Origin of the sequence: Pseudochelatococcus sp. (assembly GCF_050946405.1) — a bacterium.
Classification (GTDB): Bacteria; Pseudomonadota; Alphaproteobacteria; order Rhizobiales; family Beijerinckiaceae; genus Pseudochelatococcus.
Genome location: NZ_JBMNUS010000007.1, coordinates 203,866 through 227,074, shown reverse-complemented (window position 1 = coordinate 227,074; position 23,209 = coordinate 203,866). Strand labels below are relative to the sequence as shown.

Here is a 23,209-nt window from a genome sequence, read left to right as displayed (position 1 = left end):
CAACGGAAAGCCGAGAAGCCGTCATGTCCCGATGTGGCGGCCACCTGAGGCGGTGCGAAATTTTTCCATGCAGGTCCATTCGGGTTCAATGCACCTTGCAAAGTCTATAGATTTTATGCAAATTGATGACGCTTGCCGACCCGGCGGCAAAGAAAGGTCTTCCATGGGGCTTTGTGACACTTCGGCAGTTCGAGTTCCGCGCCACGTTTTCGTGAGCCGGGCGACTTGCGCGCTGCTGCCGGCGGCTGGATCGCAGATGCCTGACATCGGCAGGGCGTTTGACATCCGACACGACAGGAGCGGACAATGAATTTCACCCGACGCGGTTTCAACCGCCTTTCCGGCGTCATCCTGGCCTCTGTGGTCGCGGGCGGCCTGTCTCTTCCGGCGCAGGCGCAGCCGGCCGATATCCAGCGCGGCGGGGCCTTGAAGATCGCCTTCCGCAGCGACAACACCGGCCTGGTCAGCCTCGATCCGTTTCAGGTCTACTGGATCGAGCATCGTTCGGTGTTGCGGGCCGTGGTCGATCAGCTTACCGATCAGGACCCGGAAACCGGAGAGATTATTCCCTGGCTGGCCACGCGGTGGGAACTGAACGACGACGCCACGCAGTACACTTTTTATCTGCGTGACGACGTGACGTTCAGCAATGGTGAAAAGTTCAACGCCGAGGCCGTGAAGCTTTCGTTCGACTCGAACATCGCGCTGCTCAAGGAGCTTCCGACCGCTTTCGGAAAATCCTACATCGACGGTTACAAGTCGTCGGAAGTGATCGATGAATACACGGTGCGGGTCAATTTCAGCGTTCCAAACGCGGCCTTCTTGCAGGCGACCTCTACGACGAATCTCGGAATTCTGGCTCCCGCTTCGTATAAAAGCAGCACGATCCGGGACCGGAATCTGGGAAAGATAATCGGTTCCGGCCCCTTCACCCTTGAGGAATATTCCCCGGAGGAGAGGATCGTTCTGAAAAGGCGCGCGGGCTACGCATGGCCATCCAAGGTCGGCGAAAATAAAGGTGAAGCGTATCTGGATGAAATTATCGTAAGTTATATCCCGGAGAGCAGCAACAGGGTCGGAAGCGTGATCGCGGGCGAGGTCGACATTGCCTGGCCGAGAGACCCCTTTACCAATGAGGATTACAACTACATCATCGGAAAAGGGTTGAGCATAATTCAGCGCTCCATTCCGGGCATAACCGAGAGCATATATCCGAATGTAAACTACGACCGCCCGTTCTCGAGCGCCGAGGTTCGCCAGGCATTCCAGAAAGCCATTGATCGGAAGAGCTATGCCGCGACGATTTACGGCAAGCATTTTCCTGTCGCCGAAGGCGTGATCGAGCCTTCGACTCTATATTACAAGTCCCAGTCCGAGGGTTTGGCTCATGACCCGGAGGGCGCCGCCAGAATACTTGAGAATGCGGGCTGGCTGCCCGGAAACGACGGATATCGCTATCGGGACGGGAAGAAGCTGACGGTTGTCTATCCGATTACCGAGGAAAAGCCCGGTGACGTTCTGATCCAGGATCAGGTCAAGCAAGCGGGATTTGAGCTGATCTTGCTGCCCGTGACGGCCGGCGATGCCAATGCCCGCTATGTTTCCGGCAATTATGATTTGCAGCGGGGCGTTCTGACGCGCGGCGATCCTGCCGTGATCCAGTCCCATTCGGACGTGCGTTATTCGGGATCTGCCGTCACGAAAAAATCGTTTTACCGCGGAATCGCAGCTTAAATTACAGGAACTGCTGGACAAGGGGCTGGCCGAAGCCGATCCGGCGGCGCGCAAGGCCATCTACGAGGAGGCGCAGGACTTCATCCTGAAGGAAGGCGCGTATTTCCCGGTCTTCGCGCGCACCCAGCAGGCTGCCGTCGGCGCCAGGATTCACGGAGTCAAGTTCAGCGGAGAAACTTTTCTCCACGTCAATGACATCTGGATCGAAAAGTAATGCTTGGCTATATCTTCAGCCGGATCATTCAGGCGATATTCGTGCTGTGGCTCGCTTACACGGTATCCTATATCATACTTTACGTGTTGCCGGGCGACACGTTGGTCTATCTGCTTGCCACCAACGACACCCAGATAGACGCGCTATCCGCTGAGGAGTTGCAGAAGGTCAAGGAATACTACGGGCTGGATAAAGGACCCGTCGAGCAATATTTGTCGAACTTGACGGGTATCCTTCAGGGAGATTTCGGCACCTCGGCAACCAAAAGCCAGTCGGTCAACGAGATCGTGTTCTCGCGGTTGCCGAGCACCGCGTTGCTCGGCGCGGTTTCCGTCGTCTTCGCCCTGGTCATCGGGCTGACCGTCGCGATTGCGGCGACTTATGTCCAGTGGAAGCCTTTGCGGGTTTTGCTGAGCCGCCTGCCGGTCCTCGGCGTTTCGCTGCCCTCGTTCTGGGTCGGTCTTCTGCTGATCCAGGTTGTGGCGTTCGGTTTGGGGTGGCTTCCGTCGAGCGGCTCGAAAGGCTGGCAGACCTTGATCCTGCCCAGCATCACGATGGCGCTGCCATCGGCGGCGATGCTGGCGCAGGTGTTGATCCGCTCCCTGAGCGATACGCTCAGGGAGCCCTACATCCAGACGGCGAAGGCGAAGGGAATATCCCATTTCGCGGTTTACACCCGGCATGCACTCAAGAACGCCGCCCTTCCGACGCTCACCATCCTGGGGCTTCTGGTCGGCGCGACCGTTACGGGGGCCGTGACCACGGAGACGGTGTTTTCGCGGGCGGGGATCGGGCGGCTGGCGCAGGAAGCCGTGCTGGCGCAGGACGTTCCCGTCGTCCTGGCCATCGTGGTGATCGCGGCCGCCGCTTTTGTCGTGGTGAATCTGATCGTCGACCTGCTCTATCTCGTCGTCGATCCCCGCGTGCGCCATGTCGAGAAAGTCACCTGAATATGGCTGAAGCAAACTCACGTCCGCGGCTGGTTGATGACGTCCATGACTGGGACGACGATTCCACACGGTCGGAAATCTGGGGGGCGAGGCTCGCCCATGCCCTGGGATTGTTGATCCGGCGTCCCGGACTCGGCATTGCGGTGCTGTTCATTCTTTTCGTCATCGTCGCGGCGGCTTTCCCGCATCTGTTCACCAGCCACGATCCCTTCGCCACTTCGCCGGCCAACAAGATACGCCCGCCTTCGCTCGACCATTTCTTCGGAACGGACCATGTCGGGCGCGATCTCTTCACCAGAGTGCTTTACGGCTCGAAACTGACGATTCAGGCGACCGTTCTCGCGATCGCGATCGCGGCTGTCGTCGGGCTGCTGCTGGGAGTGCTTTCGGGTTTTACGGGGGGAAAGGTCGATGCCGTGCTGATGCGGGTGGTCGACGTGACCCTGGCCATTCCCGCTCTTCTTCTGGCCCTCGCCATCGTCACCGCGATAGGCTTCGGCACCCTTCAGGTGGCGATCGCCGTGGGCGTGGGGAGCATCCCCGCATTCGCCCGGACCACGCGCTCGGAGGTTTTGAAGGTCAAGGCGCTTCCCTTCGTGGAGGCCGCCCGGCTTTGCGGGACCGGTTGGTGGATGATCGTGTGGAAGCATATTCTGCCGAATTCCTCCGGGCCTGTCGTCGTGCTGGCCATTCTTGAATTCGGCGGCGCCGTTCTTGCGGTTGCGGCGTTGAGCTTTCTCGGTTTCGGCGCGCAGCCCCCGGCTGCCGAATGGGGCACGCTGATTTCCGAGGGGCGCGGTTATCTCATGACCGCCCCGTGGGTTTCCCTGCTCCCCGGCCTGTTCGTCGCGCTGGTGGTGTTCAGTCTCAACCACATAGCCAAGACCCTTGAGGAGTTGCAGCGATGAGCCGCGCCGACCGGCCGCTGGTGGCGGTAGAGGATCTCCATGTCAGGTATCGGGTTCGCCTTCGGGACGTCGAGGCCGTGAGGGGCGTCAGCCTGTCCATATGGCCCGGCGAGACGGTCGCCATCGTGGGTGAATCGGGCTCGGGCAAATCCACGCTGGCCGGCGCGTTCATGGGGTTGCTGGCGAGCAACGCACGGATCACCAAGGGGAATATCGGCATCGCGGGCGACGATGTCACGCATTTCTCCGAAGCGCGCTGGCGACAACTGCGCGGCCGCACCGTCGGACTGGTTCCGCAGGATCCGATGGTCGCGCTCAACCCGACCATGCGGATCGGCCGGCAGGTCGGCGAGGTCGTGCAGCGCGTTCGCGGCTCGCGAGGCCGGGTGCTGGACGCCGACGTGCTGGAATTGCTTGAACAGGTCGGCCTGGATCAGCCCGCGCTGCGGGCGCGCCAGTATCCGCACGAGCTTTCGGGCGGTCAGCGCCAGCGGGTGCTGATCGCCATCGCGCTGGCCGGGCGGCCGCGGCTGCTGATCGCGGACGAGCCGACATCGGCGCTCGATGTCACCGTGCAGCGGCGCATTCTGGATCATCTGGAGACGCTGGTCCGTCACAACGGCATTTCCATGCTCATCATCACCCATGATCTGGGTGTTGCCGCCGATCGCGCCGACCGCGTGCTGGTCATGCAGGCCGGGCGGATCGTGGAGGAGGGGGACCCTGCCGCCGTGCTGGCCGCGCCGGCGCACGATTATACCCGCACGTTGTTGCAGGCGGCGCCCGTGCTGAGCGTGCCGCGGCGACCCGCTCCGCAAGCCCTGTCCGATTCGCAGATCCCGTCCGGTTCGCAAGTTTTGCCCCCGCGCGAGATACTGCGCTTCGATGCGGTGAGCAAGGTGTTCGAGCTGCCGGGCGCACGCGGCCGGTTCTGGCGCGGCGAGGCGCGGCGTTTTCAGGCTCTGGACTCGGTCTCCTTCAGCGTCGCGGCCGGGCAGACATTGGCCATCGTCGGCGAGTCGGGTTCGGGCAAGACCACGTCGCTGCGCGTCGCTCTGGGGCTGGAGCAGGCGAGCGCCGGCAGGGTGGTGTTCGACGGCGCAACCGATCTCTCGCGTCTGAGCTGGTCGGCGTTTCGGCCATTGCGCAAGCGCATGCAACTCGTGCAGCAAAACCCCTATGCCTCCCTCGACCCGCGCCTGACCATCTTTGAAAGCATCGTGGAGCCTTTGCGCGCTTTCGGTCTTCTCAAGGGGCCGGCTCTGGAGACCGAGGCGAGACGTCTGATCGATCAGGTGCGGTTGCCGCGCGCCGCGCTGAACCGGTTGCCGCGCGAGCTTTCCGGCGGCCAGCGCCAACGGGTGGCGATCGCCCGCGCACTGGCGCTGAAGCCGGAATTGTTGTTTCTCGATGAACCCGTATCGGCGCTCGACGTCTCTGTGCAGGCCCGGATTCTCGAACTGCTGGGGGAACTGCAACGCGAACTCGGGGTGAGCTACGTGCTCGTTTCGCACGACCTCGCGGTGGTTGCCTCGGTGGCGCATCACATCGTGGTTCTGCGCCACGGCCGTGTGGTCGAACGGGGCCCCTCGGCGCAGGTGTTCGGTCATCCTGCCGAAGCCTATACGCGCGAGTTGCTGGACGCGGCCCCCGGAAGGCGTCTCGCCCGGAAGGCCGACAGCCGGCCGGTGGCCCTGTATGCTTGAGCGGCACCGGAACATGTCCCGTTTCAATCCGGACGGGACATGTCCAGAATTCCTTGTTCTGAGCGAATCCTGAGCGACCAGATGGCATCGTTCAATCGGAAGGCGCTCTGAAGCATCGTCAAGCAAAGCGGATACTGCATTGCATGAAGAAAACACGTTAATTCAAAAGGATACAGCTTTTCTGTGTTTCGATGAAACGGAGAAGGGCTTTGAATCGAAGCTTTGGAAAGCCCGATGAGCGGGTTCGAGGTGCCATGAGTCATCAGATTGTCGAGGGCCTGATCGGCCTGCTGGGAGAAAAGCAGGTGCTTGTCGGGGAGGATGCGGCCGCCTATCTGACGGATCGGCACGGCCGCCTGCGCGGCAACGCCGTATGCGTCGCGCGTCCGGGAAGCACGGAGGAAGTCGCCGGGCTCGTTCGCCTCGCGCGCCGGTTCGGCTTTCCCGTCGTCCCGCAGGGAGGCAACACCGGATTGGTGGGGGGCGCCACGCCCGACGAGACTGGCAACGCCGTCGTGCTCTCAACGGTGCGGCTCAATCGAATTCGGAACGTGGATGCGCAGGACAACACGCTGATCGCGGAGGCGGGATGCACCTTGTCTCAGGTTCAGGCGGCGGCGCTGGACGCGGACAGGCTTTTCCCGCTGAGCCTGGGTTCCGAGGGAAGCTGCACGATCGGGGGCAATCTGTCCACGAATGCGGGCGGAACGCAGGTGCTTCACTACGGCAACACGCGCGCCCTGACGCTGGGGCTCGAGGTGGTGACGGCCGACGGCGAAATCTGGCACGGCCTCAACGGTCTGCGCAAGGACAACACCGGCTATTCCCTGCGGGATGTTTTCATCGGTGCCGAAGGCACGCTCGGCGTCGTGACCGCGGCGACCCTGAAGCTCTTTCCCCGCCCGGCTTCACAAACGACGGCATTCCTGTCGTTTGCAGGCATTCATGCCGTGATCGGCTTCTTCGATCGCGCGCGGGCGCATCTCGGCCCCTCGCTGACCGCATTCGAGCTTGTTTCCGGTCTCCTCTACAAGCTGGTGGAAAGCAACGTGCCGGAACAGCCGCTGCCCCTGCCGGCATCCGCTGCGCACTGGTACGTGCTTCTGGAAATCTCGGGCGTCGACGGCGAGGAGCAGGTCAGGGAACGTCTTGCGGCCCTTGTCGGTCCGGCGATCGAGCGGCAACTGGTGCTTGACGCGGTGGTCGCGGACAGCCCGGCCAAGACCGGATCGTTATGGCGTCTTCGCCATGGAGCGCTCGGGGAGGCGCAGAGAAGAGACGGCCCTACCATCAAGCACGACATCGCGCTGCCCGTCTCGCGCATCCCGGATTTTCTCGATGCCGGCGCCCGGCGTCTGAACGAGCATACGCCCGGCATTCGTCCGTTGGTGTTCGGCCATCTGGGCGATGGCAATCTTCACTTCAATCTGGCGCGCGCACCGGGCCAATCCCCGGAGGAACTGCTGCGTCACGAAGAAGCGTTGCATGAAATTACCTATGACACGGTTCATCAGCATGGCGGGGCCATCAGCGCCGAGCACGGGATCGGACAGGTCAAGCGACATGTTCTGCCGCGTTACAAGGATCCCGTGGCGTTGAAGCTGATGAAGAAAATCAAGCTCGCCCTCGATCCCGAAGGTCTTTTCAACCCCGGAAAGGTGCTCTGAAACCATGCCGTCGTCCCAGGAGTTTCCGGATGTGCTTTCTTCGTCCGTGCGAAACGTTTCGCTTTCTCCCATCGCCAAGGCCGGCCAAAGCGCGGCGAGACTGATCGGCGAAGGACGTGACGTCATCACCCTGACAGCGGGAGAACCGGATTTCGATACCCCGGATGCGATCAAGCGCGCCGCGATCGATGCGATCCTGTCGGGGAAGACGAAATATACCCCGACCAGCGGCACCGGAGCGCTTCGCCAGGCCATTGCGGATCATTACGCGCGCAGACTGGGGCTGGATTTCTCCAGTGACGGGGTGATCGTCTCCAACGGAGTCAAACAGGTCATCTACAATGCTTTCAGGGCCACGCTGGACCCCGACGACGAAGTGATCCTCCCAAGCCCGTATTGGCCGACTTTTTCCGGTTCGATACGCCTCAACGGCGGAAAGGTCGTGGCGGTGCCGACCGCGCGGGAAGAGGATTTTCTGTTAACGGGAGCCCGGCTCGAAAGCGCCATAACCTCCGGAACGAAGTGGCTCGTCATCAATTCGCCGAACAATCCGACCGGTGCGGTCTACGGCGAATCCCGATTGCTTGAGCTTGCCGATATCCTTCGCCGGCACCCCCGCGTTCTGATCCTGATAGATGAAATCTACGACCACATCACTTTCAATCCCGACGGGTCGCGCGGGCTTCTCGGTGTCGCGCCGGACCTCCGCGCGCGCACGCTGATCGCCAACGGCGTATCCAAAACGTATGCAATGACCGGATGGCGGATCGGTTGGGCGGTTGCGCATGCCAGATTGATCAAGGCGATGGAGGCGGTGCAGTCGCAGGTTTCCTCAGGGCCGTCTTCCATCGGCCAGGCGGCGGCGCTTGCCGCTCTCTCGGGAGCGGCGGACGATTTCCTCGACTCGTCCCGCCAGGCGTATCGGGAGCGCGCCGCGTTCGTCGTCGACAACTTCAACGCCATTGACGGCTTGTCGGTGCATCCCCCGCGCGGGTCCTTCTTCGCGTGGATCGACTGCTCCGCCACGTTGGGTAAATATCGTCCCGATGGAAAGAAATTGCTGAACGATCAGGATGTCGCGGACTGGATTCTTGAAAATGGCGTGGCGTTGGTGCCCGGTCACGCCTACGGGCAGTCGCCTTTCCTGCGGCTGTCCTTTGCCGCGAGCCTGAACGACCTCCGGCGGGCGCACCAGCGTATCGCCGACGCCCTGTCGGTGCTGGAAAAAGACGCGCCCGCGGAGAGCGACGTCGCCTGAGGTTTTCCCGCTCTTTATACGATGTGCTGACGATCTCGCGCTTGCCGCTCTCCGCAGGTGCGGGATTGCCGCTTCCGCCGGTCCCGTTTCTTGCGGATATCAGTCCGACCAAGGTCGCATTGCGCGATCTTTTCCCCGCGCGTTTGATGGAGCGGTTGCTTCTGTAACTTATGCGCTGTCGGGGCAGGGGGGGCCGGATGCCGGATCGCGCTTCACGCAACGCGGAATGCGGGTTCGATCGTGGTTCGACGAAACGTGGAAACGCCGTCGTGCGATCCTGCCTGTCATGGATGCGGTGGGTGTGGATTGTTCCGCCGGTAATCGCCCGTGTCGCAATGGCCGATGGGCATGGCCCCTCGCTTGCCGGATGTGCGCCGATCCCGGCGGACGGCGACCGGCTGGCGTGCTACGACGCGCTTGCGCGTGATCGGGCGGGCGTGAGCTTCTCCGGCTTCGGCAACGGCGCGACCGGCATTTTCGAGACCTTCGGTCCGGCCGTTCTCATTTACGAAAGCGACGATGTGATCCTCGTCCTTTATCTTGAGGACGACGCGGGCAGGCTTGTCCAAAATCTTCATCTCGGCGGGCAGGGCGAGGGGCGCTACCGGCTCCCCGGACCCGGACGCTACCGGGTGCAGGTCGACGCCTCGGGCGGCTGGCGGGTTCGTGTGGCGGAGACCGCGCCATGACGCTGGCCGCCCGCCTTGCTCTTGCAATCGGCGTTCCGCTCGTCGCGCTCGTCGCCCTTGCGGGCGTTGGATCGCTGCTGCTGCGCACGGAGGAATGGACCCACAGCCGCATCGAAAAGGCCGCGCGGCAGATCGCCGTGCTGGAGCGGCTGCTCGCGGACGCCAACCGGATGGCGCTCGACACGCTGCTCGCCCCCGATCCCGAGGCGGCGCGCGCCGCGCTGGCCGAGGCCGAGCTCGACGCGATGCAGGATCTTGGCGTGCTGGACCAGCTTACCGAGGAAGAAATCGCCTTTGTGAGCGACGACGAGCGCGATGAGGAGGCGCGCGAGCGTGAGCGCCCCGCCGCGCTGCGCGCGGGAATCCGCCGTATGACGGCATCGCTCGGCCGCATCGCGGAGCTTCGCCGCTCAGGCGCCGGGACTGCGGAAGCGGGCGCGCCGCTTGCCGAACTCGAAGGGGCGCGGCGGAATTTTCGCGGGCTGGTGGAAGAAGCGCTGACCGACGAGGCCGGCGAAGTCGAAACGGCGCGCGCGGGCCGTGCCGCGCTCCGGGACAGGCTGGCGTGGATCGCGCTCGCGCTCGTCGTGGCGGCGGTCGTGGCGGCGTCGGCGCTGGGGCTGTCGATCGCCCGCCGGGCGGGGCGGAGTTTCCGGCAGCAGCGCGCCGCCGTGTCGCGGATGGGGGACGGGCATCTCGACACCCGCGTTTCTCCGGTGCCGGAAGACGAGGCCGGCGTTGTCTCGCGGGCGGTGAACGGCATGGCGGAATCGCTCGAGCGCGCCGCCTTGCGCCAGCATGAGGAACAGCGCCGGCTGGCCGGGATACTGGAGCGCCGGAGTGCGGAACTCGAACTGTCCAACGCCCGGCTGCGCGAGGTCGACGCGACCCGGCGGCGCTTTCTGGGGGATATCGGCCACGCCCTGAAAACGCCTCTCGCGGTTGCGCGCGGCACGGTGGAGAACGCCCGCACGGGCCTGGAGCGGCAGGGCAGGGGAACGGCGCCGCTCGACGCCGCGCTCGACGCCATCGACGAAGTGGCCGGGCGGGTGTCCGAATTGCTCACGCTCGCGCGCGCGGAGGACGGACGCCTTTGCCGGGTGCTGGAGCCGGTGGAACTTTACGATTTTCTCGACAACAGGCTGGCGTCGCTGCGCGCCTTGCCGGGAAGCGAGCGGGTCCGCTTCCGCTACGCCGGCGACGAGCCGGTGGTGGTCCGGGCCGATCGGCGGGAATTGCAGCGCGCGTGCGATGCGCTGCTGGAGAACGCGCTCGACCACGCCGGGCCGGATGCGCCCGTCGATGTCGTGCTGGAGGCCGACGGGCCGGAAGCCCGCATCGCCGTTCGCGACGGCGGCCGGGGCATTCCCGAACCCTTGCTGGAGCGGGTCTTCGAGCGCGACGTGAGCGGCAGGGGAGGCACGGGCATCGGGCTTTCCATGGCGCGCGGGCTGGTGCTGGGACTTGGCGGGACGCTGACGATCGGGTCGGGTCGCGCTGGCGGCACGGAGGTGCTGATCCGGCTGCCGCGCGTCGGCGAGGAAACGGAGGAGAGCGCGGCATGACCATACTGGTGATCGAGGACGATCCTCGCATTGCGCAGGTGGTGGAGGACGCCTTTCTGGGCGGCGGCTGGCAGGTGGAGCGATGCGGCAGCGGCGAGGAAGGTCTCGACAGGGCGGCGGCCGACAGGTTCGACGCCATCGTGCTCGATGTGCTCCTGCCCGTCTATTCGGGCTTCGAGGTCTGCCAGCGGCTGCGTGAGCAGGGCGTGACGACGCCGATCCTGATGCTGACCTGCCGCGACCGGGACGAGGACATCGTGCGGGGCCTGCGCCTCGGCGCCGACGACTACATGACCAAGCCCTTTTCGACCGCCCAGTTGACCGCGCGGGTGGATGCGCTGGTGAGGCGGGCCACGGGCTTCGCGCGCGGGCGCCAGCTTCGCGCCGGGCCGGTGGTTCTCGATCAGAAAAGCCGGAAGGTGTCGGTGGGCGAATACGTCATTCCGCTCACGGCGAGGGAATTCGCGCTGCTCGAATTCTTCATGCAGCACGCCGGCAGGGCCGTCACCCGCGAGACCCTGCTCGGGCGCGTCTGGGGCGACGACGACTGCCATACGCCCAATGTCGTGGACGTCTATGTCTCCTACCTCCGCCGGAAGCTCGCCCGCAGCGGCGCGGGCATACGGCTTCGCACGGTGAGGGGCTACGGCTACATCCTCGACGAGCCGGTCGGCCATTGATTCCGCGTCTGTCGCCGGCGGGCGGCATACGACCAAGGTCCCCCCTCGTTTCAGGAAATTCTCAGACGGGCCTCAGCCCGCTCTCAGGCCCGGGTGCTAGCCTCCCTTCATTGGAACCGGAGAAAACCGGTCCGTATGTCTGGGAGGAAAACGATGAAGCGCAAAGCGACGCTCGTGGCGGCCGCCAGCTTTCTGGCGCTCGCGCTCGCGGCACCCGCCATGGCGGATGTCGGGTGGAATGATATCCGCAATGATGCGGAGACGACGGAAGACGTGCTGATGTACGGCTTCGGGCCGAAGGTGCAGCGTTTCAGCCCGCTCGACGCCGTCAATGTCGAGACGGTGAAGAGCCTTGTCCCGGCGTGGTCGTTCTCCTTCGGCGACGAGCGCCAGCGCGGTCAGGAGGCGCAGGCCATCGTCAAGGACGGCGTGATCTACGTCACGGCCTCCTACAGCCGCATGTTCGCTCTCGATGCGAAGACCGGCCGCAAGCTGTGGCAATACACCGCCCGCCTGCCGGAGGGAATTCGCCCCTGCTGCGACGTGATCAACCGCGGCGCGGCGATCTACGGCGACAAGGTTTACATGGGGCTGCTCGACGCCTCGATCGTCGCCCTGGACCGCAAGACGGGCAAGGTCGCCTGGCACAAGCGTTTCGGCGACTACAAGGTCGGCTACACGATCACCGGCGCTCCCACGATCATCCGCGACAGGGAAACGGGCCGCGACCTGCTGATCCACGGCTCGTCCGGCGACGAGTTCGGCGTGGTGGGCCAGCTTTTCGCCAGAGACCCGGAGACGGGCGAGGAAATCTGGATGCGGCCGTTCGTCGAGGGCCACATGGGCCGCTACATGGGCAAGGACAGCACGCCGACCGGCAACCCGGACGCGCCGTCCTGGCCGCGCGACAAGAACGGACAACTCGTGGAGGCGTGGAGTCATGGCGGCGGCGCGCCGTGGCAATCCGCCTCGTTCGACGAGGAAACGAACACGATCGTCGTCGGCGCCGGCAATCCCGCCCCGTGGAACGGCTGGGCGCGCTGGCCGGGCGACAGCCTGTTCACGTCGGGGCAGGCTTATGTCAATCCTTCGAACGGCGAGCTGATCGGATTTTATCAGCATACACCGAACGATACGTGGGATTTCTCCGGCAATAACGAGATCATTCTTTTCGATTACAAGGATAAGGACGGCAAAACCTTCAGGGCGGGCGCCCACGCGGACCGCAACGGCTTCTTCTACGTGACGGATGTCGACGCGCTGTCGAAGCGCGGCGGCGAGATCAACCGCCCCACGGCGCTGCTGAACGCCTTCCCCTTCGTGGACGGGATCACGTGGGCCAAGGGCATCGATCTTGAAACCGGCCGTCCGATCGAGGTCGAGGGTCAGCGTCCGCCTCCGCCCGCCGAGGGCGAGACCAAGGGAACCGTCGCGCAGATCTCGCCGCCGTTCCTGGGCGGCAAGAACTGGAACCCGATGTCCTACAGCCCCGAGACCGGCCTTTTCTACATCCCCGCCAACCACTGGCAGGAGGATTTCTGGGCGGAGAAGGTGAGCTACACGCCCGGCGCCGCCTATCTGGGCATGGGTTTCACCATCAAGAAGAAGTTCGAGGACCACGTTGGCATCCTGCGCGCCATGGACCCCGCGACGGGCGAAGTGAAGTGGGAGCACAAGGAGGAGATGCCGCTCTGGGCCGGCACGATGACCACCGCCGGCGGGCTGGTGTTCACCGGCACCTCGGACGGTTACTTCAAGGCGTTCCACGCCGAGACGGGCGAGGAACTGTGGAAGTTCCAGACGGGCTCGGGCATCGTTTCCTCTCCCGTCACCTGGGACATGGACGGCGAGCAGTACATCGGCATCGCTTCGGGATACGGCGGCGCGGTGCCGCTCTGGGGCGGCGACCTCGCCAAGATGACGCGCAACGTGAGTCAGGGCGGGTCGTTCTGGGTGTTCAAGCTGTCCGATATCAAGCAGGCCCGGAAGTAGACGGACGCGCAAGAAAACAGATGCGGAAGCAAACGGAGATGCCGGGGCGTTTCCCGATCGTTCGTGACGGCCAAACGCTCCGCTTTCCTTCCCCGCCGTTGTGAGGCAATCATGAAAATGCTCGTCATCGCCTTTGTTGTCGCGCTCGCGCCGTTCGCCGCATCGGCCGAGGAAAAATTCTGGAGTTACGACGGGCCGGAGCCCGGCCCCGACGGCGTGGTGGTGATCAACGGCTGCCGCATCGAGCCCGGAACCAGGTGTCCCGGCGCGGATCTGCGCCACGCCGATCTCAGGGGCAAGAACCTTGCGGGCTCGGACCTGAGCGGCGCGCGGCTCACCCGCGCCAACCTCACCGACGCCAATCTGCGCGGCGCCAACCTCGACGGCGCCGACATGAGGGCCGCGAAGCTGGAGCGCGCATTCCTGCAAGGCAGTACGGCGCGCCGGGCCGACATGCGCGGCGCGAATTTCGAACACGCCCGCGCGGCGGGGTCGGACTGGTCCCACGCCGATCTCACCGCCGCCGATCTCGAAATGCTCCAGGGCAGCAAGATCAACCTGCAAGGCGCCGATCTGACGGACGCCAACCTTCAGGAAACCAAGCTCTACAACGCCAATCTGGCCCAGGCCACGCTCGAGGGAAGCGTCCAGACGTTCACGATCTTTCAGGATAGCTGGATGAAGGACTGCCGGGGCTGCCCCGTCAACTGGTAGGACGTGATGCGGTCCCGCCCGCCGGCCCGCACCGACGGGCCGGCGGGCTTTCGGGGCAAGCTCACTTGATGTCGATCTCGCCCGACAGCTTCGCCAACGAAAAGCGGCCGAGGCGGACGTCGAGGCCGATCCGCCATACGCCCGGCAGGGGCAGGACAAGATCGTCGATCCGCCAGATGCCGTCCGCACCGAGCGTCGCTTCATGCGTCATGCGCTCGATGCCCCGGTCGGGGCGGCTTGCGCCGAGTACGACGCCCAGCGGCGTCAGGGGCAGCATGTCGCCATCCGAGAGGACGATTTCCACCGTTGCCGGTCCGGCGGTTCCGGGCGTGACGGTGATATCGGCCATGACTTCGGACGTATGGATATGGAGATGCGCCGCCGCGGGCAGCGCCGCCGCCTGCGCGAGCGCACGGGGCGGCGGGGTGAAGCGCCAGCCCGCCGCCAGGCCGAGAATGGCGATGGCAAGCACGATTTCAGTGCCGACGACAACCCGCAGCCGGCGGATTTCCACCGCCGCTCCCCGAAGGGCTGGCGCGGTCAGGAACCATCGGTTCCAGGCGGCAAGCGTCAGGAGAAGCGCCAGAAGCGCGAGTTTCGCGGCGAGGATCGCGCCGTAGGCGGTCGACCAGCCGTCCGGGCGGGGGCCGAGCTGGACCAGCGCCAGCGCGAGGCCGGAGCCCGCGAGCGGCACGACCGCGAAGGGAATGATGTCGGAAAAGCGCTTCAGGGCGGCAGCGCCGTCCCTGCGCCGCAGCCAGAGCGTCAGCGGCAGCAGCGCGCCGAGCCAGAAGGAAAGCGCGGCGACATGCAGGAACACGGCCGGCCGCGTCATCCATTGCGGCGCGGCCGCGCTGGCGTGGCCGCTGGACGCGTAGGCGGCGGCCAGCACGGCGACGGCCGCGAAGGCCAGCCGCTTCACCCTTGAAGCCGTCAGGGCGAGGCCGGCCGCGATCATCGCCAGCGCGGTCGTCCGGCCGAAGCTCGTTGCCGCGCCGGCCGCCCACGGGGCGGGGGTCAGGAGCGATGCGACCGGCGTTCCGAGCGCATCCGCGCCGTGCAGACCGAGCGCGAGAGGCGTCGTCAGCAGGCCCAGCCAGATGAGCCCGCGCACGGGCCGCCTCGCCTCCGCCGGCAGGCCGGCAAGCGCGCCGAAGAGGGCGCCGCCGATGCCGAGCAGCAGGCCGGCGGACATCAGGAACCTGGCGGCCCACAGCAGGCCGGCGACCAGCGGATCGCTCGCGGCGACGGCGGCCGCGCCCGTCGCCACGCCGATCGAAAAGACGAGCGATCCCGCGACCGGATGACCGTCGTCGGAGGCGACGCGCCATGTCAGCACATGGGTGCCCCGTGCAAGAGCGGCGAAGGGAATGCGCAGTTCCCGCGCGCCGGAAACGGCGCGCGTCAGGTCGCTGTCGGACCCGTCCGGCCCGATCAGCCGGATGGAGAGCGGGGAGACGGGCTCGTTGAAGCTCAGGAGCGCGGCATCGGGGGCGACATCGAGAACCGCGTTTTCCGCGGGAGAGACGCCCGTCAGCACCGCATGGGCGAAGGCCGGCAGCGGCAGCATGAGCAGCAGGGCGACAAGGAACCAGTGCGGACGGTTGAGAATGGCGGGCATGGCGTTCCTGTCCTCGAAGCCGGGGAAGTCGGGGCCGCGATGCCGCCCCGGCGCATCAGGCCGAAAGGCGCGGGCGCTTCTCGGAAAAACCTGATGCGACGGAGCGGCGGCGCGTTTCAGCCGCTACCGGGCGATCAGTGGGCCGGTTTCTTCGCGCGCAGGGTCACGCCGGGAGCGGGGAAATCCGCCTCCTCGCCGCCCGTGGTGTCGATCCAGGCCTCTTCGCCGCCGGCGCATTCCTGCACCACCGGGAAGTGGAGCGCCTTGTCGACCGGCAGATCGCCGGCGAAGGTGCCGCGGAAGATGAACTCGTCATACCATTCATCGGGCAGGTTGCCGCCGGACCAGACGATTTCCCTGACGCCCTCGGTCACTTGCTTGCCGTGGCTGTCGTAGGCGTTCTTGTATGGGCCGGTGAGGGTTTCCAGCTTCCAGCCGACCTTGGGCATCGGTTTCACGTTGAAGAAGCCCTCGGGGATCCGGACGTGAACCGTATGTGTGGCCTTGCCCGCGCAGCCGTGCGGCACGCGCAGGACGGCGCGGTAGGTCGAGCCGACGGCGGCCTCCCGCTGCTCGAAGGTGACATGGGCTGCCGCCGGGACGGCGGATGCGAAAAGAGCGGCGGCAATGGCGGCACCGGTGAATTTGCGGATCATCAATCGATCTCCGGATTGTCGTGAAAGGAGTGGCGGGCCTGTCCCGCCGGTTCGGTCGATACGCACCCGGAAGCTTTCCGCATCTCGCCGAAACGCGAGAAGCCTCCATGGTTTTGATCTTGAGCGCGTTCCTGTCGATCGAAATCCGGGGGTGCGCGTGGCCGGCCGTTGCCTTTCACGGTGCGATGCGTGCGCAGTTGGGATAGCGCCGCCGGCACGATTTTTCCGGCAAGCCGCAATACCGTCGAGAAGGGCGGGGCGGCGGGGGGAAGCAGCCCGCCGCCGCACAGCGACGCTCCCGGACAGAGATAGATGGGCCGGCCCTTGTCGTCGGTCTCGCCCGTCGCGGTGCAAATGGTCCAGCCGACGCCCGTCTCGTGACCGGACAGCCGCAGTTCCGTGACCGTGCGCGAGATCTGGTGCATCGGCGCCAGCAGCGACTGGAGCCATATCGCCAGCACGGCAAGAACCAGCCCTGCCTCGCGCATCCCGATACGCGGGATCGCGCCGCTTCCGCTCCGCCGTGCGGGAAAGCGCCCGTTCCTGCGGCCGCCGATATGCGGACTGGCCCGGTATCTTACCTGAAGCATGGCTGTTCCGGCGTTCGTGAGAGATCGCCGGGCGCGGTGCGGGCCGGCATGGCCTCGCCCCGCCGCCCGCGCGCCCGTGATGACGCGCGACGATCCGCTTGAAGACGTCGGGGAACGCTATCCGCCGGTAGCCCTCGGGATGAGGCTGAATCCGGCCGTGACGCTTCGTCCCGCGCGGCGTCAGGTCCGCGGGTGCGCGCTGGTCAGGCCGGAAGGGGAGGCGCGCGCGGCTGGCCGGTGTCGGCCTGGATGCGGGACCAGAAGCGCTCGGGCGTCGGCGCGAAGCCGACGGTGAACACGACCGGGCTTAAAATGGCGAGAATGGTGGAAGAAGGCGGCGGCGCGAGGCCGTTCTTGCCGATCCCGTGCGCCGGGCAGATCTTTATCGGCGCGCTGTCGCCGTTGTCATCCGCGGCGGCCTGCGTGCAGATCGACCAGTCGACGCGCGCGACGATTCCCGCCTCGGCGAGATCCGTCACGAGGCGGGAGACCTGATGCATCGGCGCAAGCAACGACAGCAGCCAGATCGCCAGCACGGCAAATGCCATGCCGACTTCCCGGCCGATGATGCTGCGCGCCATGGTCAAGATGCTTTTCCCCCCGAACGGGGAGCATACTCAAAAGCGTGGCGTCAGACAATCGGATGAGCGCGGCCGCATCAACCTTTGTTCTGCGCGCGGAAAAACGTCCATTCCTCGATGACGCGGCCGTCGGGCAGATGGCAGTAGCCGGCGTCGCCCGCCGCTTCCCTGCGAATCTCGACGCGCCCGCCCACGCTCTCGCAATAGACGGAGGCGGGGTTCGCCAGGCCGATGCCGTGTTCTTCCTGCGCGGCGCACGCCGCGAGAGGCAGGAACGCGGCCGTGAGAAGGGCGGCTTTCATTGCGGTTTCCTCCATGCCGGATGCCGGGGACGGGCCGGCGGACCGGTTATCGCGCGATTCGGGATCGGGCATCCGCACCTTATCGTCCCATCGCGTAGAATTCCTCATTCGGACGGATGCTCGCGACGTTCGCCAGCCGGTTCGACAGGCCGAAGAAGGCTGCGATGGCGGCGATGTCCCACGCGTCGTCTTCGGTGAAGCCGTGTTCCTTCAGCGTCGCGATGTCGGTTTCGCCGACCGCGAAGGCGCGCGTGGCGACTTTCATCGCGAAGTCCAGCATCGCCATCTGGCGCGGCGTGATGTCCGCCTTGCGATAGTTGACGGCGATCTGGTCGGCGACATGCGGGCTCTTCGCGCGGATGCGCAGGATCGCGCTGTGCGCGACCACGCAATACAGGCATTGGTTGGCGCTGCTGGTCGCAACCACGATCATCTCGCGTTCCGCCTTGGTGATCGGGCCGGTCTTCTCCATCAGCGCATCATGATAGGCGAAGAAGGCGCGGAACTCGTCGGGCCGGTACGCCAGCGCCAGGAACACATTCGGTATGAAGCCCGACTTTTCCTGTACGGCGAGGATGCGCTCGCGGATATCATCCGGCAGGTTCGCGATGTCGGGCACGGGAAAGCGGCTGACGGCGGGCGTGGTCATGGGCGGTTCCTCCGGATGGACGGGCTGCGGCAGGCGCGCCCGACTTTTTGTTTCAGAAGACGTTCCTACAGCATTTCCATGCTTCGTTGAAACGTGGAAATGCCGTAACTTCCTGATTTGAAGTGTTTTCCGCAGGCAGGATTTGGCCGTGCAGCGCCGCCTGCGGCTTCAGGTGATTTGCAGCGAGCCCCTGGCTGCCATCAGGAGATCGACGACATCCGGCGCGGTGATGATTTCGTAGTCCGGGACCATCTGTTCGGCGGTGAAGCCGTTGTGGAGCATGCACGAGGCGCAGATCGCGATGCGCCCGCCCCGCGCGAGGAAATCGGCCAGCAGGTCCGCCACGGGGACGAAGGGCTTGCCGATATCCATGCCCGCCGTGGCTTCGGGCAGGCCGAGTTCCACGGCGTCGACCATCAGGAGGACGACGGCGCCGTGCCCCTTGTTCAGCGCGTTGACGGCCATGGTGAAGGCGACGGTGACTTTCGCCGGGTTGGACTTGCCGTCGAAGATGGTGGCGACGAAATCGGCGGGTTTCATTTCAGGGCTCCCGTGCTGGTGAAGGCCGGCCCGCCGGTGGCCGCGCAGAGCGTGGTGACGGCGGCATGCTGGCTGAGAAAGGTCTGGCCGGTGAGGCGGGTGAGAAAATCCGTTCGCCGGAGGCGATCCATGACCGGCCCCTTCACCTCGGAGAGATGAAGGGCGATCCCGGCTTCCGCGAGGCGACGATTGATCTCTTCGAGGCTGTCGAGCGCGCTGGCGTCGATCTCGTTGACGGCCGGGCACATCAGGATGACATGGCGGATATCGGGCCGTTCCGCGACGAGCGCCGCGATCCTGTCTTCCAGATAGCGGCTGTTGGCGAAATAGAGGCTCTCGTCCACGCGGATCGACAGGATGTGAGGCTCGGTGATGACCGCGTGGCGCGCGACGTTGCGGAAGTGCTCCGTTCCCGGCACCCGGCCGACGACCGCCACATGCGGCCGGCTCGTGCGGTAGAGGTGCAGGAAAAGCGACAGCCCCACGCCGGCGACGACGCCCGGCTCCACGCCCCACAGCAGCGTGACGAGGATCGTCGCGGCCATCGCGGCGAAATCCGTCTTCGAATAGGCGAGGACGCGGCGGATCGCCCGAAGGTCCACCAGCGACAGCACCGCGACGATGATGGTGGCGGCGAGCGTCGCGCGCGGCAGATCGGCGAGCAGGGGCGTCAGGAAAAGCGCGGCGAGCGCGATCCCCAGCGCGGTGAACGCGCCCGCGGCCGGTGTCTCGGCGCCGGCGTCGAAGTTGACGACGGAGCGGGCGAAGCCGCCCGTTACCGGATAGCCCGACGACAGGCCCGCGGCGATATTGGCGAAGCCCAGCCCGATCAGTTCCTGATCCGGCGCGATCCGCTGCCGCCGTTTCGCTGCCAGCGTGCGGGCGACGGACACGGATTCGACGAAGCCGACAAGGCTGATGAGAAAGGCCGGAACGGCGAGGGCCGAAAGCATGTCGAGTGAGACATGCGGCAGGGCCGGCGCCGGCAGTCCCCGCGGGATCGCGCCGACGAGCGCCACGCCTTGCGCGCCCAGATCGAGGCGGTTCGCCAGCAGGATCGTCACCGCCACGGCGAGGATGGGCGCCGCCCGCGTGGCGATGTCCGCCGGCCGGTTCGCGAGGCCGAGGCCGATGAGCAGCGGTTTGAGCCGGCTGCGGGCGACATGAAGGAACGCAAGCACGCCGAGGCCGATGGCGAGGGTGATCGGGTTGGTCCCGGCCGCGTCGGCGGCGAGCGCCGCGACGATGCCGGGCAGCGTGTCGCCGCCGGCGGGAACGCCGAGCAGGTGGTGCAACTGACTGGCGGCGATCAGGATGCCCGAGGCGGTGATGAAGCCGGAAATCACCGGATGGCTGAGGAAATCGGCCAGGAAGCCGAGCCGGAAAAGCCCCATCAGCACCAGCATCGCGCCCGACAGGAAGGCGAGCAGGATCGCCGCGGCGAGATAGTCGGCGGTGCCGCGCGCCGCGATCTCGCCGACGGCGGCCGCCGTCATCAGCGACACCACGGCGACGGGGCCGACGGCGAGCGTGCGGCTGGAGCCGAACGGCGCGTAGGCGACGAGCGGCAGGATCGAGGCGTAAAGGCCGACTTCCGGCGGCAGGCCGGCCAGCATCGCATAGGCCAGCGATTGCGGAATCAGCATGACGGTCACGATGACGGCCGCCACCAGATCGCTGGCGAACGTCGCGCGGTCGTAGGTCCGCGCCCATGCGAGGATCGGCAGGAAGCGTGCGGGGCCGCCGGCCATGTCCGTGTTCGCCGAGGCTGTGTTCGCCGAGGTTGTGTTCGCCATGTCGTCGTTCGCCATGTCCGCGCCCGTCTCCCGATCAGGCCGGCGACGAGGGTGCGCCGGCGGTCCTGCGCATCAGACGCGCGAGAGCGATGCCGGCGATCATCGCGGCCACGAAGATCAGGGCGCTGGTCTTGCCCAGCCCGAGCGCCGGGATCGAGCCGCCGGGGCAGAAGCCGGCGATGCCCCAGCCGATGCCGAACAGGGCGGAACCCGCGAGCAGCGGCATGTCGATCCCGCGCCTCGACGGCAGATGGAACGCCGTGTCCAGCAGCGGTCGCGGGCGCTTCAGCGCGAGGCGGTAGCCGACAGCCGTCACGGCGAGGGCGCCGCCCATGACGAAGGCGAGCGAGGGGTCCCACGCGCCGGCGAAATCGAAGAAGTTGAGCACCTTCGCCGGGTTGATCATGCCGGAGACGGCGATGCCCGCGCCGAAGACGAGCCCGGCGACGAGGGCGGAAAGAACGCGCGTCATCAGAAGCCTCCGAGGATATGCCGGATGACGAAGACCGTCACGGCGGTCGTCGCCATGAAGACGAGGGTCGCCGCGATGGAGCGAGCCGACAGCCGCGCGATGCCGCACACGCCATGCCCCGAACTGCAACCGGAGCCGAAGCTGACGCCGACGCCGACGATCAGGCCGCCGACAATGAGCCACGGAGCCGGAACGGGGCTCTCGAAAGCGATGGCCGCGTCGCCGGCGAACGCCATGATCAGCGCCGGCGCGGCAATCGCGCCGGCGAAGAAAGCCGCGCGCCATGCCCAATCCGCCGCACGGGGCGGCAGCAGGCCGGACAGAATGCCCGAGATGCCGGCGATGCGCCCGTGCGTGGCCATGAGGATCACGGCGGCGAGGCCGATGAGCGCGCCGCCGAGAAGCGAGGCGAGGGGGGTGAATGCGGTCATGGTTCAGTCCCGATCGATCTCGTCCCACGCCGCCCCGGCCAGCAGATCGAGCGGGATCTTGAGATAGCGCCGGCCGTTGGCTTCGGGGGCGGGAAGACGGCCGCCGTTCATGTTGACTTGCAGCGCATGCAGGATGAGCTTCGGCATCGCCAGCGTGCGGTCGCGCGCCTCCCGCGCGGCGGCGAACGCCTCTTCCGTCCCGTATCGCGTCAGGTGCACGTTCGCCGCCTTCTGCTGCGCGACGGTCGATTCCGACCTGGGCTCGCGCCCGCCGGGCTGGTAGTCGTGGCCGGTGAAGAGGCGCGTCTCGTCGGGCAGGGCGAGGATCGCCTGGATCGACCGCCACAACACCCGCGCGTCGCCGCCGGGAAAATCGGCCCGCGCCGTGCCGCTGTCGGGCATGAACAGCGTGTCGTGAACGAAGGCGGCGTCGCCGATCACATAGGTGATCGAGGCCAGCGTGTGACCGGGCGAGAACATCACCCTCGCGTCGATGTTGCCGACGTTGAAGGTATCGCCGTCGGCGAAGAGCCTGTCCCACTGCGAGCCGTCGGCGGGAAAGTCCGGCCAGTTGTAGAAGCCTTTCCAGAGCTTCTGGACCTCAGTCACCCTCTCGCCGATGGCAGTCGGCGCGCCGGTCTTCTCCTTGAGATAGCGAGCGGCCGAGAAATGGTCGGCGTGCGGATGCGTGTCGAGAATCCACGCGACCGCGTAGCCCTTCTCCCGGATGAAGTCCAGCATGCGATCGGCGTTTGTCGTGGCCGTCTGGCCCGACTTCTCGTCGAAATCAAGAACCGGATCGACAATGGCGCATTGCTTCGTCCGGGGATCGGCGACGACATACTGGAACGACCAGGTGCGGGGGTCGAAGAAGCCGGCGACTTCGGGTGTTCCGGGCATGGATGCTTCCTTTTCGACTGCTGTTTTTTTCGGGGTCGTCTTGACGGGTGGATCAGCGGCCGTTTTCGGTCAGCCAATCGACCGCGCGCGAAAGGTCGAAACCGCGTTCGGACCCGAAAGGGATGAGATCTTCCCTGGCCATGCGGCCATCCAGAACCTCGCCGATGGCCCACAGGATCAGGGAACGCGAGCCGGAGCGGCAAAAGGCGAGCGCCGGCCCCCGGCTTTCCGCCAGCGTTTGCTGGAACGCGCGAACCGTCGCTTCCGTGATGTCCGGGCCGGATACGGGAATATGGACGCTCTCGACCGCTGCCCGCGCCGCCGCGGCGGCGATCGCGGCGGCGTCCGGCTGAAAGAGCGCCTCGCCGTCGGGCCTGTTGTTGACGATGGTCGCGTATCCCGCCCGCGCCAGTTCCGGGACGTCCTTCGGGCCGATCTGCCCGCATACGGCGAAACGTTCGTTGATCGTGACAGGTTCCACTGACGCTCTCTCCATCGCATCCGGCGTGCAATGGAGAGGTAAATTACATTGCAATAAAATGCAATCGAAAAAATTTAACATAAGGCGCGCGACGCCGGGCGGCGTAGTATTTA

At 65.8% G+C, this 23,209-nt stretch carries 24 protein-coding genes; 11 read left to right on the top strand and 13 right to left on the bottom strand.

The window, feature by feature from the left end; all coding sequences use genetic code 11:
• The first annotated feature begins 306 nt into the window (after positions 1–306).
• On the top strand, positions 307–1,734 hold the full coding sequence (locus ACOYJQ_RS12380; protein ID WP_433458805.1) for an ABC transporter substrate-binding protein: 1,428 nt from the start codon (positions 307–309) through the stop codon (positions 1,732–1,734).
• A gap of 1 nt (position 1,735) precedes the next feature.
• On the opposite strand, the gene ACOYJQ_RS12375 is transcribed toward ACOYJQ_RS12380, so the two are convergent.
• On the bottom strand, positions 1,736–1,888 hold the full coding sequence (locus ACOYJQ_RS12375; RefSeq protein WP_433458803.1) for a hypothetical protein: 153 nt from the start codon (positions 1,886–1,888) through the stop codon (positions 1,736–1,738).
• Between the two features lie 59 nt (positions 1,889–1,947).
• Here ACOYJQ_RS12375 and ACOYJQ_RS12370 point away from each other — a divergent pair, with 59 nt between their 5' ends.
• The 10 genes from ACOYJQ_RS12370 to ACOYJQ_RS12325 all read left to right on the top strand — a co-directional run bounded on the left by ACOYJQ_RS12370 (position 1,948) and on the right by ACOYJQ_RS12325 (position 14,077).
• Positions 1,948–2,898, top strand: coding sequence for an ABC transporter permease (locus tag ACOYJQ_RS12370; RefSeq protein WP_433458802.1), 951 nt, complete (start codon positions 1,948–1,950; stop codon positions 2,896–2,898).
• Between the two features lie 2 nt (positions 2,899–2,900).
• Positions 2,901–3,806, top strand: a complete 906-nt coding sequence (locus ACOYJQ_RS12365; RefSeq protein WP_433458801.1) for an ABC transporter permease — start codon at positions 2,901–2,903, stop codon at positions 3,804–3,806.
• Positions 3,803–5,512 carry a dipeptide ABC transporter ATP-binding protein gene (locus ACOYJQ_RS12360; RefSeq protein ID WP_433458799.1) on the top strand — a complete coding sequence of 570 codons (1,710 nt, stop codon included), beginning with the start codon at positions 3,803–3,805 and terminating at the stop codon, positions 5,510–5,512. Before ACOYJQ_RS12365 ends, ACOYJQ_RS12360 begins: the two co-directional genes overlap by 4 nt.
• A gap of 254 nt (positions 5,513–5,766) precedes the next feature.
• Positions 5,767–7,179, top strand: a complete 1,413-nt coding sequence (locus tag ACOYJQ_RS12355; protein WP_433458798.1) for an FAD-binding oxidoreductase — start codon at positions 5,767–5,769, stop codon at positions 7,177–7,179.
• 4 nt (positions 7,180–7,183) lie between these two features.
• On the top strand, positions 7,184–8,437 hold the full coding sequence (locus ACOYJQ_RS12350; RefSeq protein ID WP_433458797.1) for a pyridoxal phosphate-dependent aminotransferase: 1,254 nt from the start codon (positions 7,184–7,186) through the stop codon (positions 8,435–8,437).
• 299 nt (positions 8,438–8,736) lie between these two features.
• On the top strand, positions 8,737–9,126 hold the full coding sequence (locus tag ACOYJQ_RS12345; protein WP_433458796.1) for a hypothetical protein: 390 nt from the start codon (positions 8,737–8,739) through the stop codon (positions 9,124–9,126).
• Positions 9,123–10,691 carry an ATP-binding protein gene (locus tag ACOYJQ_RS12340; protein ID WP_433458795.1) on the top strand — a complete coding sequence of 523 codons (1,569 nt, stop codon included), beginning with the start codon at positions 9,123–9,125 and terminating at the stop codon, positions 10,689–10,691. The genes ACOYJQ_RS12345 and ACOYJQ_RS12340 overlap by 4 nt, the downstream gene beginning before the upstream one ends.
• Positions 10,688–11,371, top strand: coding sequence for a response regulator transcription factor (locus ACOYJQ_RS12335; RefSeq protein WP_433458793.1), 684 nt, complete (start codon positions 10,688–10,690; stop codon positions 11,369–11,371). The genes ACOYJQ_RS12340 and ACOYJQ_RS12335 overlap by 4 nt, the downstream gene beginning before the upstream one ends.
• A gap of 153 nt (positions 11,372–11,524) precedes the next feature.
• Positions 11,525–13,363, top strand: coding sequence for a methanol/ethanol family PQQ-dependent dehydrogenase (locus ACOYJQ_RS12330; RefSeq protein WP_433458792.1), 1,839 nt, complete (start codon positions 11,525–11,527; stop codon positions 13,361–13,363).
• A 111-nt stretch (positions 13,364–13,474) separates the two neighbouring features.
• The gene (locus ACOYJQ_RS12325; protein WP_433458790.1) at positions 13,475–14,077 is read left to right on the top strand and encodes a pentapeptide repeat-containing protein; all 603 of its coding nucleotides are present in this window, start codon (positions 13,475–13,477) and stop codon (positions 14,075–14,077) included.
• A 61-nt stretch (positions 14,078–14,138) separates the two neighbouring features.
• Here the strand turns inward: ACOYJQ_RS12325 and ACOYJQ_RS12320 are convergent, their stop codons facing one another.
• The 12 genes from ACOYJQ_RS12320 to ACOYJQ_RS12265 form a co-directional block, all read right to left on the bottom strand.
• Positions 14,139–15,698, bottom strand: coding sequence for a copper resistance protein CopC (locus ACOYJQ_RS12320; protein ID WP_433458789.1), 1,560 nt, complete (start codon positions 15,696–15,698; stop codon positions 14,139–14,141).
• Between the two features lie 134 nt (positions 15,699–15,832).
• Positions 15,833–16,354, bottom strand: a complete 522-nt coding sequence (locus ACOYJQ_RS12315) for a YcnI family copper-binding membrane protein (protein WP_433458787.1) — start codon at positions 16,352–16,354, stop codon at positions 15,833–15,835.
• Entirely contained in the window at positions 16,354–16,944 is a 591-nt protein-coding gene (locus tag ACOYJQ_RS12310) for a hypothetical protein (protein WP_433458786.1), read from the bottom strand. Before ACOYJQ_RS12310 ends, ACOYJQ_RS12315 begins: the two co-directional genes overlap by 1 nt.
• 203 nt (positions 16,945–17,147) lie before the next feature.
• Positions 17,148–17,531, bottom strand: a complete 384-nt coding sequence (locus ACOYJQ_RS12305) for a hypothetical protein (protein WP_433458785.1) — start codon at positions 17,529–17,531, stop codon at positions 17,148–17,150.
• 71 nt (positions 17,532–17,602) lie between these two features.
• Positions 17,603–17,827 carry a putative hemolysin gene (locus ACOYJQ_RS12300; protein ID WP_433458784.1) on the bottom strand — a complete coding sequence of 75 codons (225 nt, stop codon included), beginning with the start codon at positions 17,825–17,827 and terminating at the stop codon, positions 17,603–17,605.
• 79 nt (positions 17,828–17,906) lie between these two features.
• Positions 17,907–18,476, bottom strand: coding sequence for a peroxidase-related enzyme (locus tag ACOYJQ_RS12295; RefSeq protein WP_433458783.1), 570 nt, complete (start codon positions 18,474–18,476; stop codon positions 17,907–17,909).
• A 168-nt stretch (positions 18,477–18,644) separates the two neighbouring features.
• Positions 18,645–19,016, bottom strand: a complete 372-nt coding sequence (locus tag ACOYJQ_RS12290; protein ID WP_433458782.1) for a DsrE family protein — start codon at positions 19,014–19,016, stop codon at positions 18,645–18,647.
• A complete protein-coding gene (locus tag ACOYJQ_RS12285; RefSeq protein WP_433458860.1) occupies positions 19,013–20,767 on the bottom strand; it encodes a SulP family inorganic anion transporter in 1,755 nt (584 codons plus the stop codon). Before ACOYJQ_RS12285 ends, ACOYJQ_RS12290 begins: the two co-directional genes overlap by 4 nt.
• A gap of 79 nt (positions 20,768–20,846) precedes the next feature.
• Positions 20,847–21,284: a DUF6691 family protein gene (locus ACOYJQ_RS12280; RefSeq protein ID WP_433458781.1), complete on the bottom strand. Its 438-nt coding sequence runs from the start codon at positions 21,282–21,284 to the stop codon at positions 20,847–20,849.
• Positions 21,284–21,715, bottom strand: coding sequence for a YeeE/YedE family protein (locus ACOYJQ_RS12275; RefSeq protein WP_433458780.1), 432 nt, complete (start codon positions 21,713–21,715; stop codon positions 21,284–21,286). Before ACOYJQ_RS12275 ends, ACOYJQ_RS12280 begins: the two co-directional genes overlap by 1 nt.
• Positions 21,716–21,718: 3 nt before the next feature.
• Positions 21,719–22,615: an MBL fold metallo-hydrolase gene (locus ACOYJQ_RS12270; protein WP_433458779.1), complete on the bottom strand. Its 897-nt coding sequence runs from the start codon at positions 22,613–22,615 to the stop codon at positions 21,719–21,721.
• A 52-nt stretch (positions 22,616–22,667) separates the two neighbouring features.
• Complete coding sequence (locus ACOYJQ_RS12265; protein WP_433458778.1) at positions 22,668–23,096, bottom strand: TIGR01244 family sulfur transferase; 429 nt, start codon at positions 23,094–23,096, stop codon at positions 22,668–22,670.
• Between the last annotated feature and the right edge of the window lie 113 nt (positions 23,097–23,209).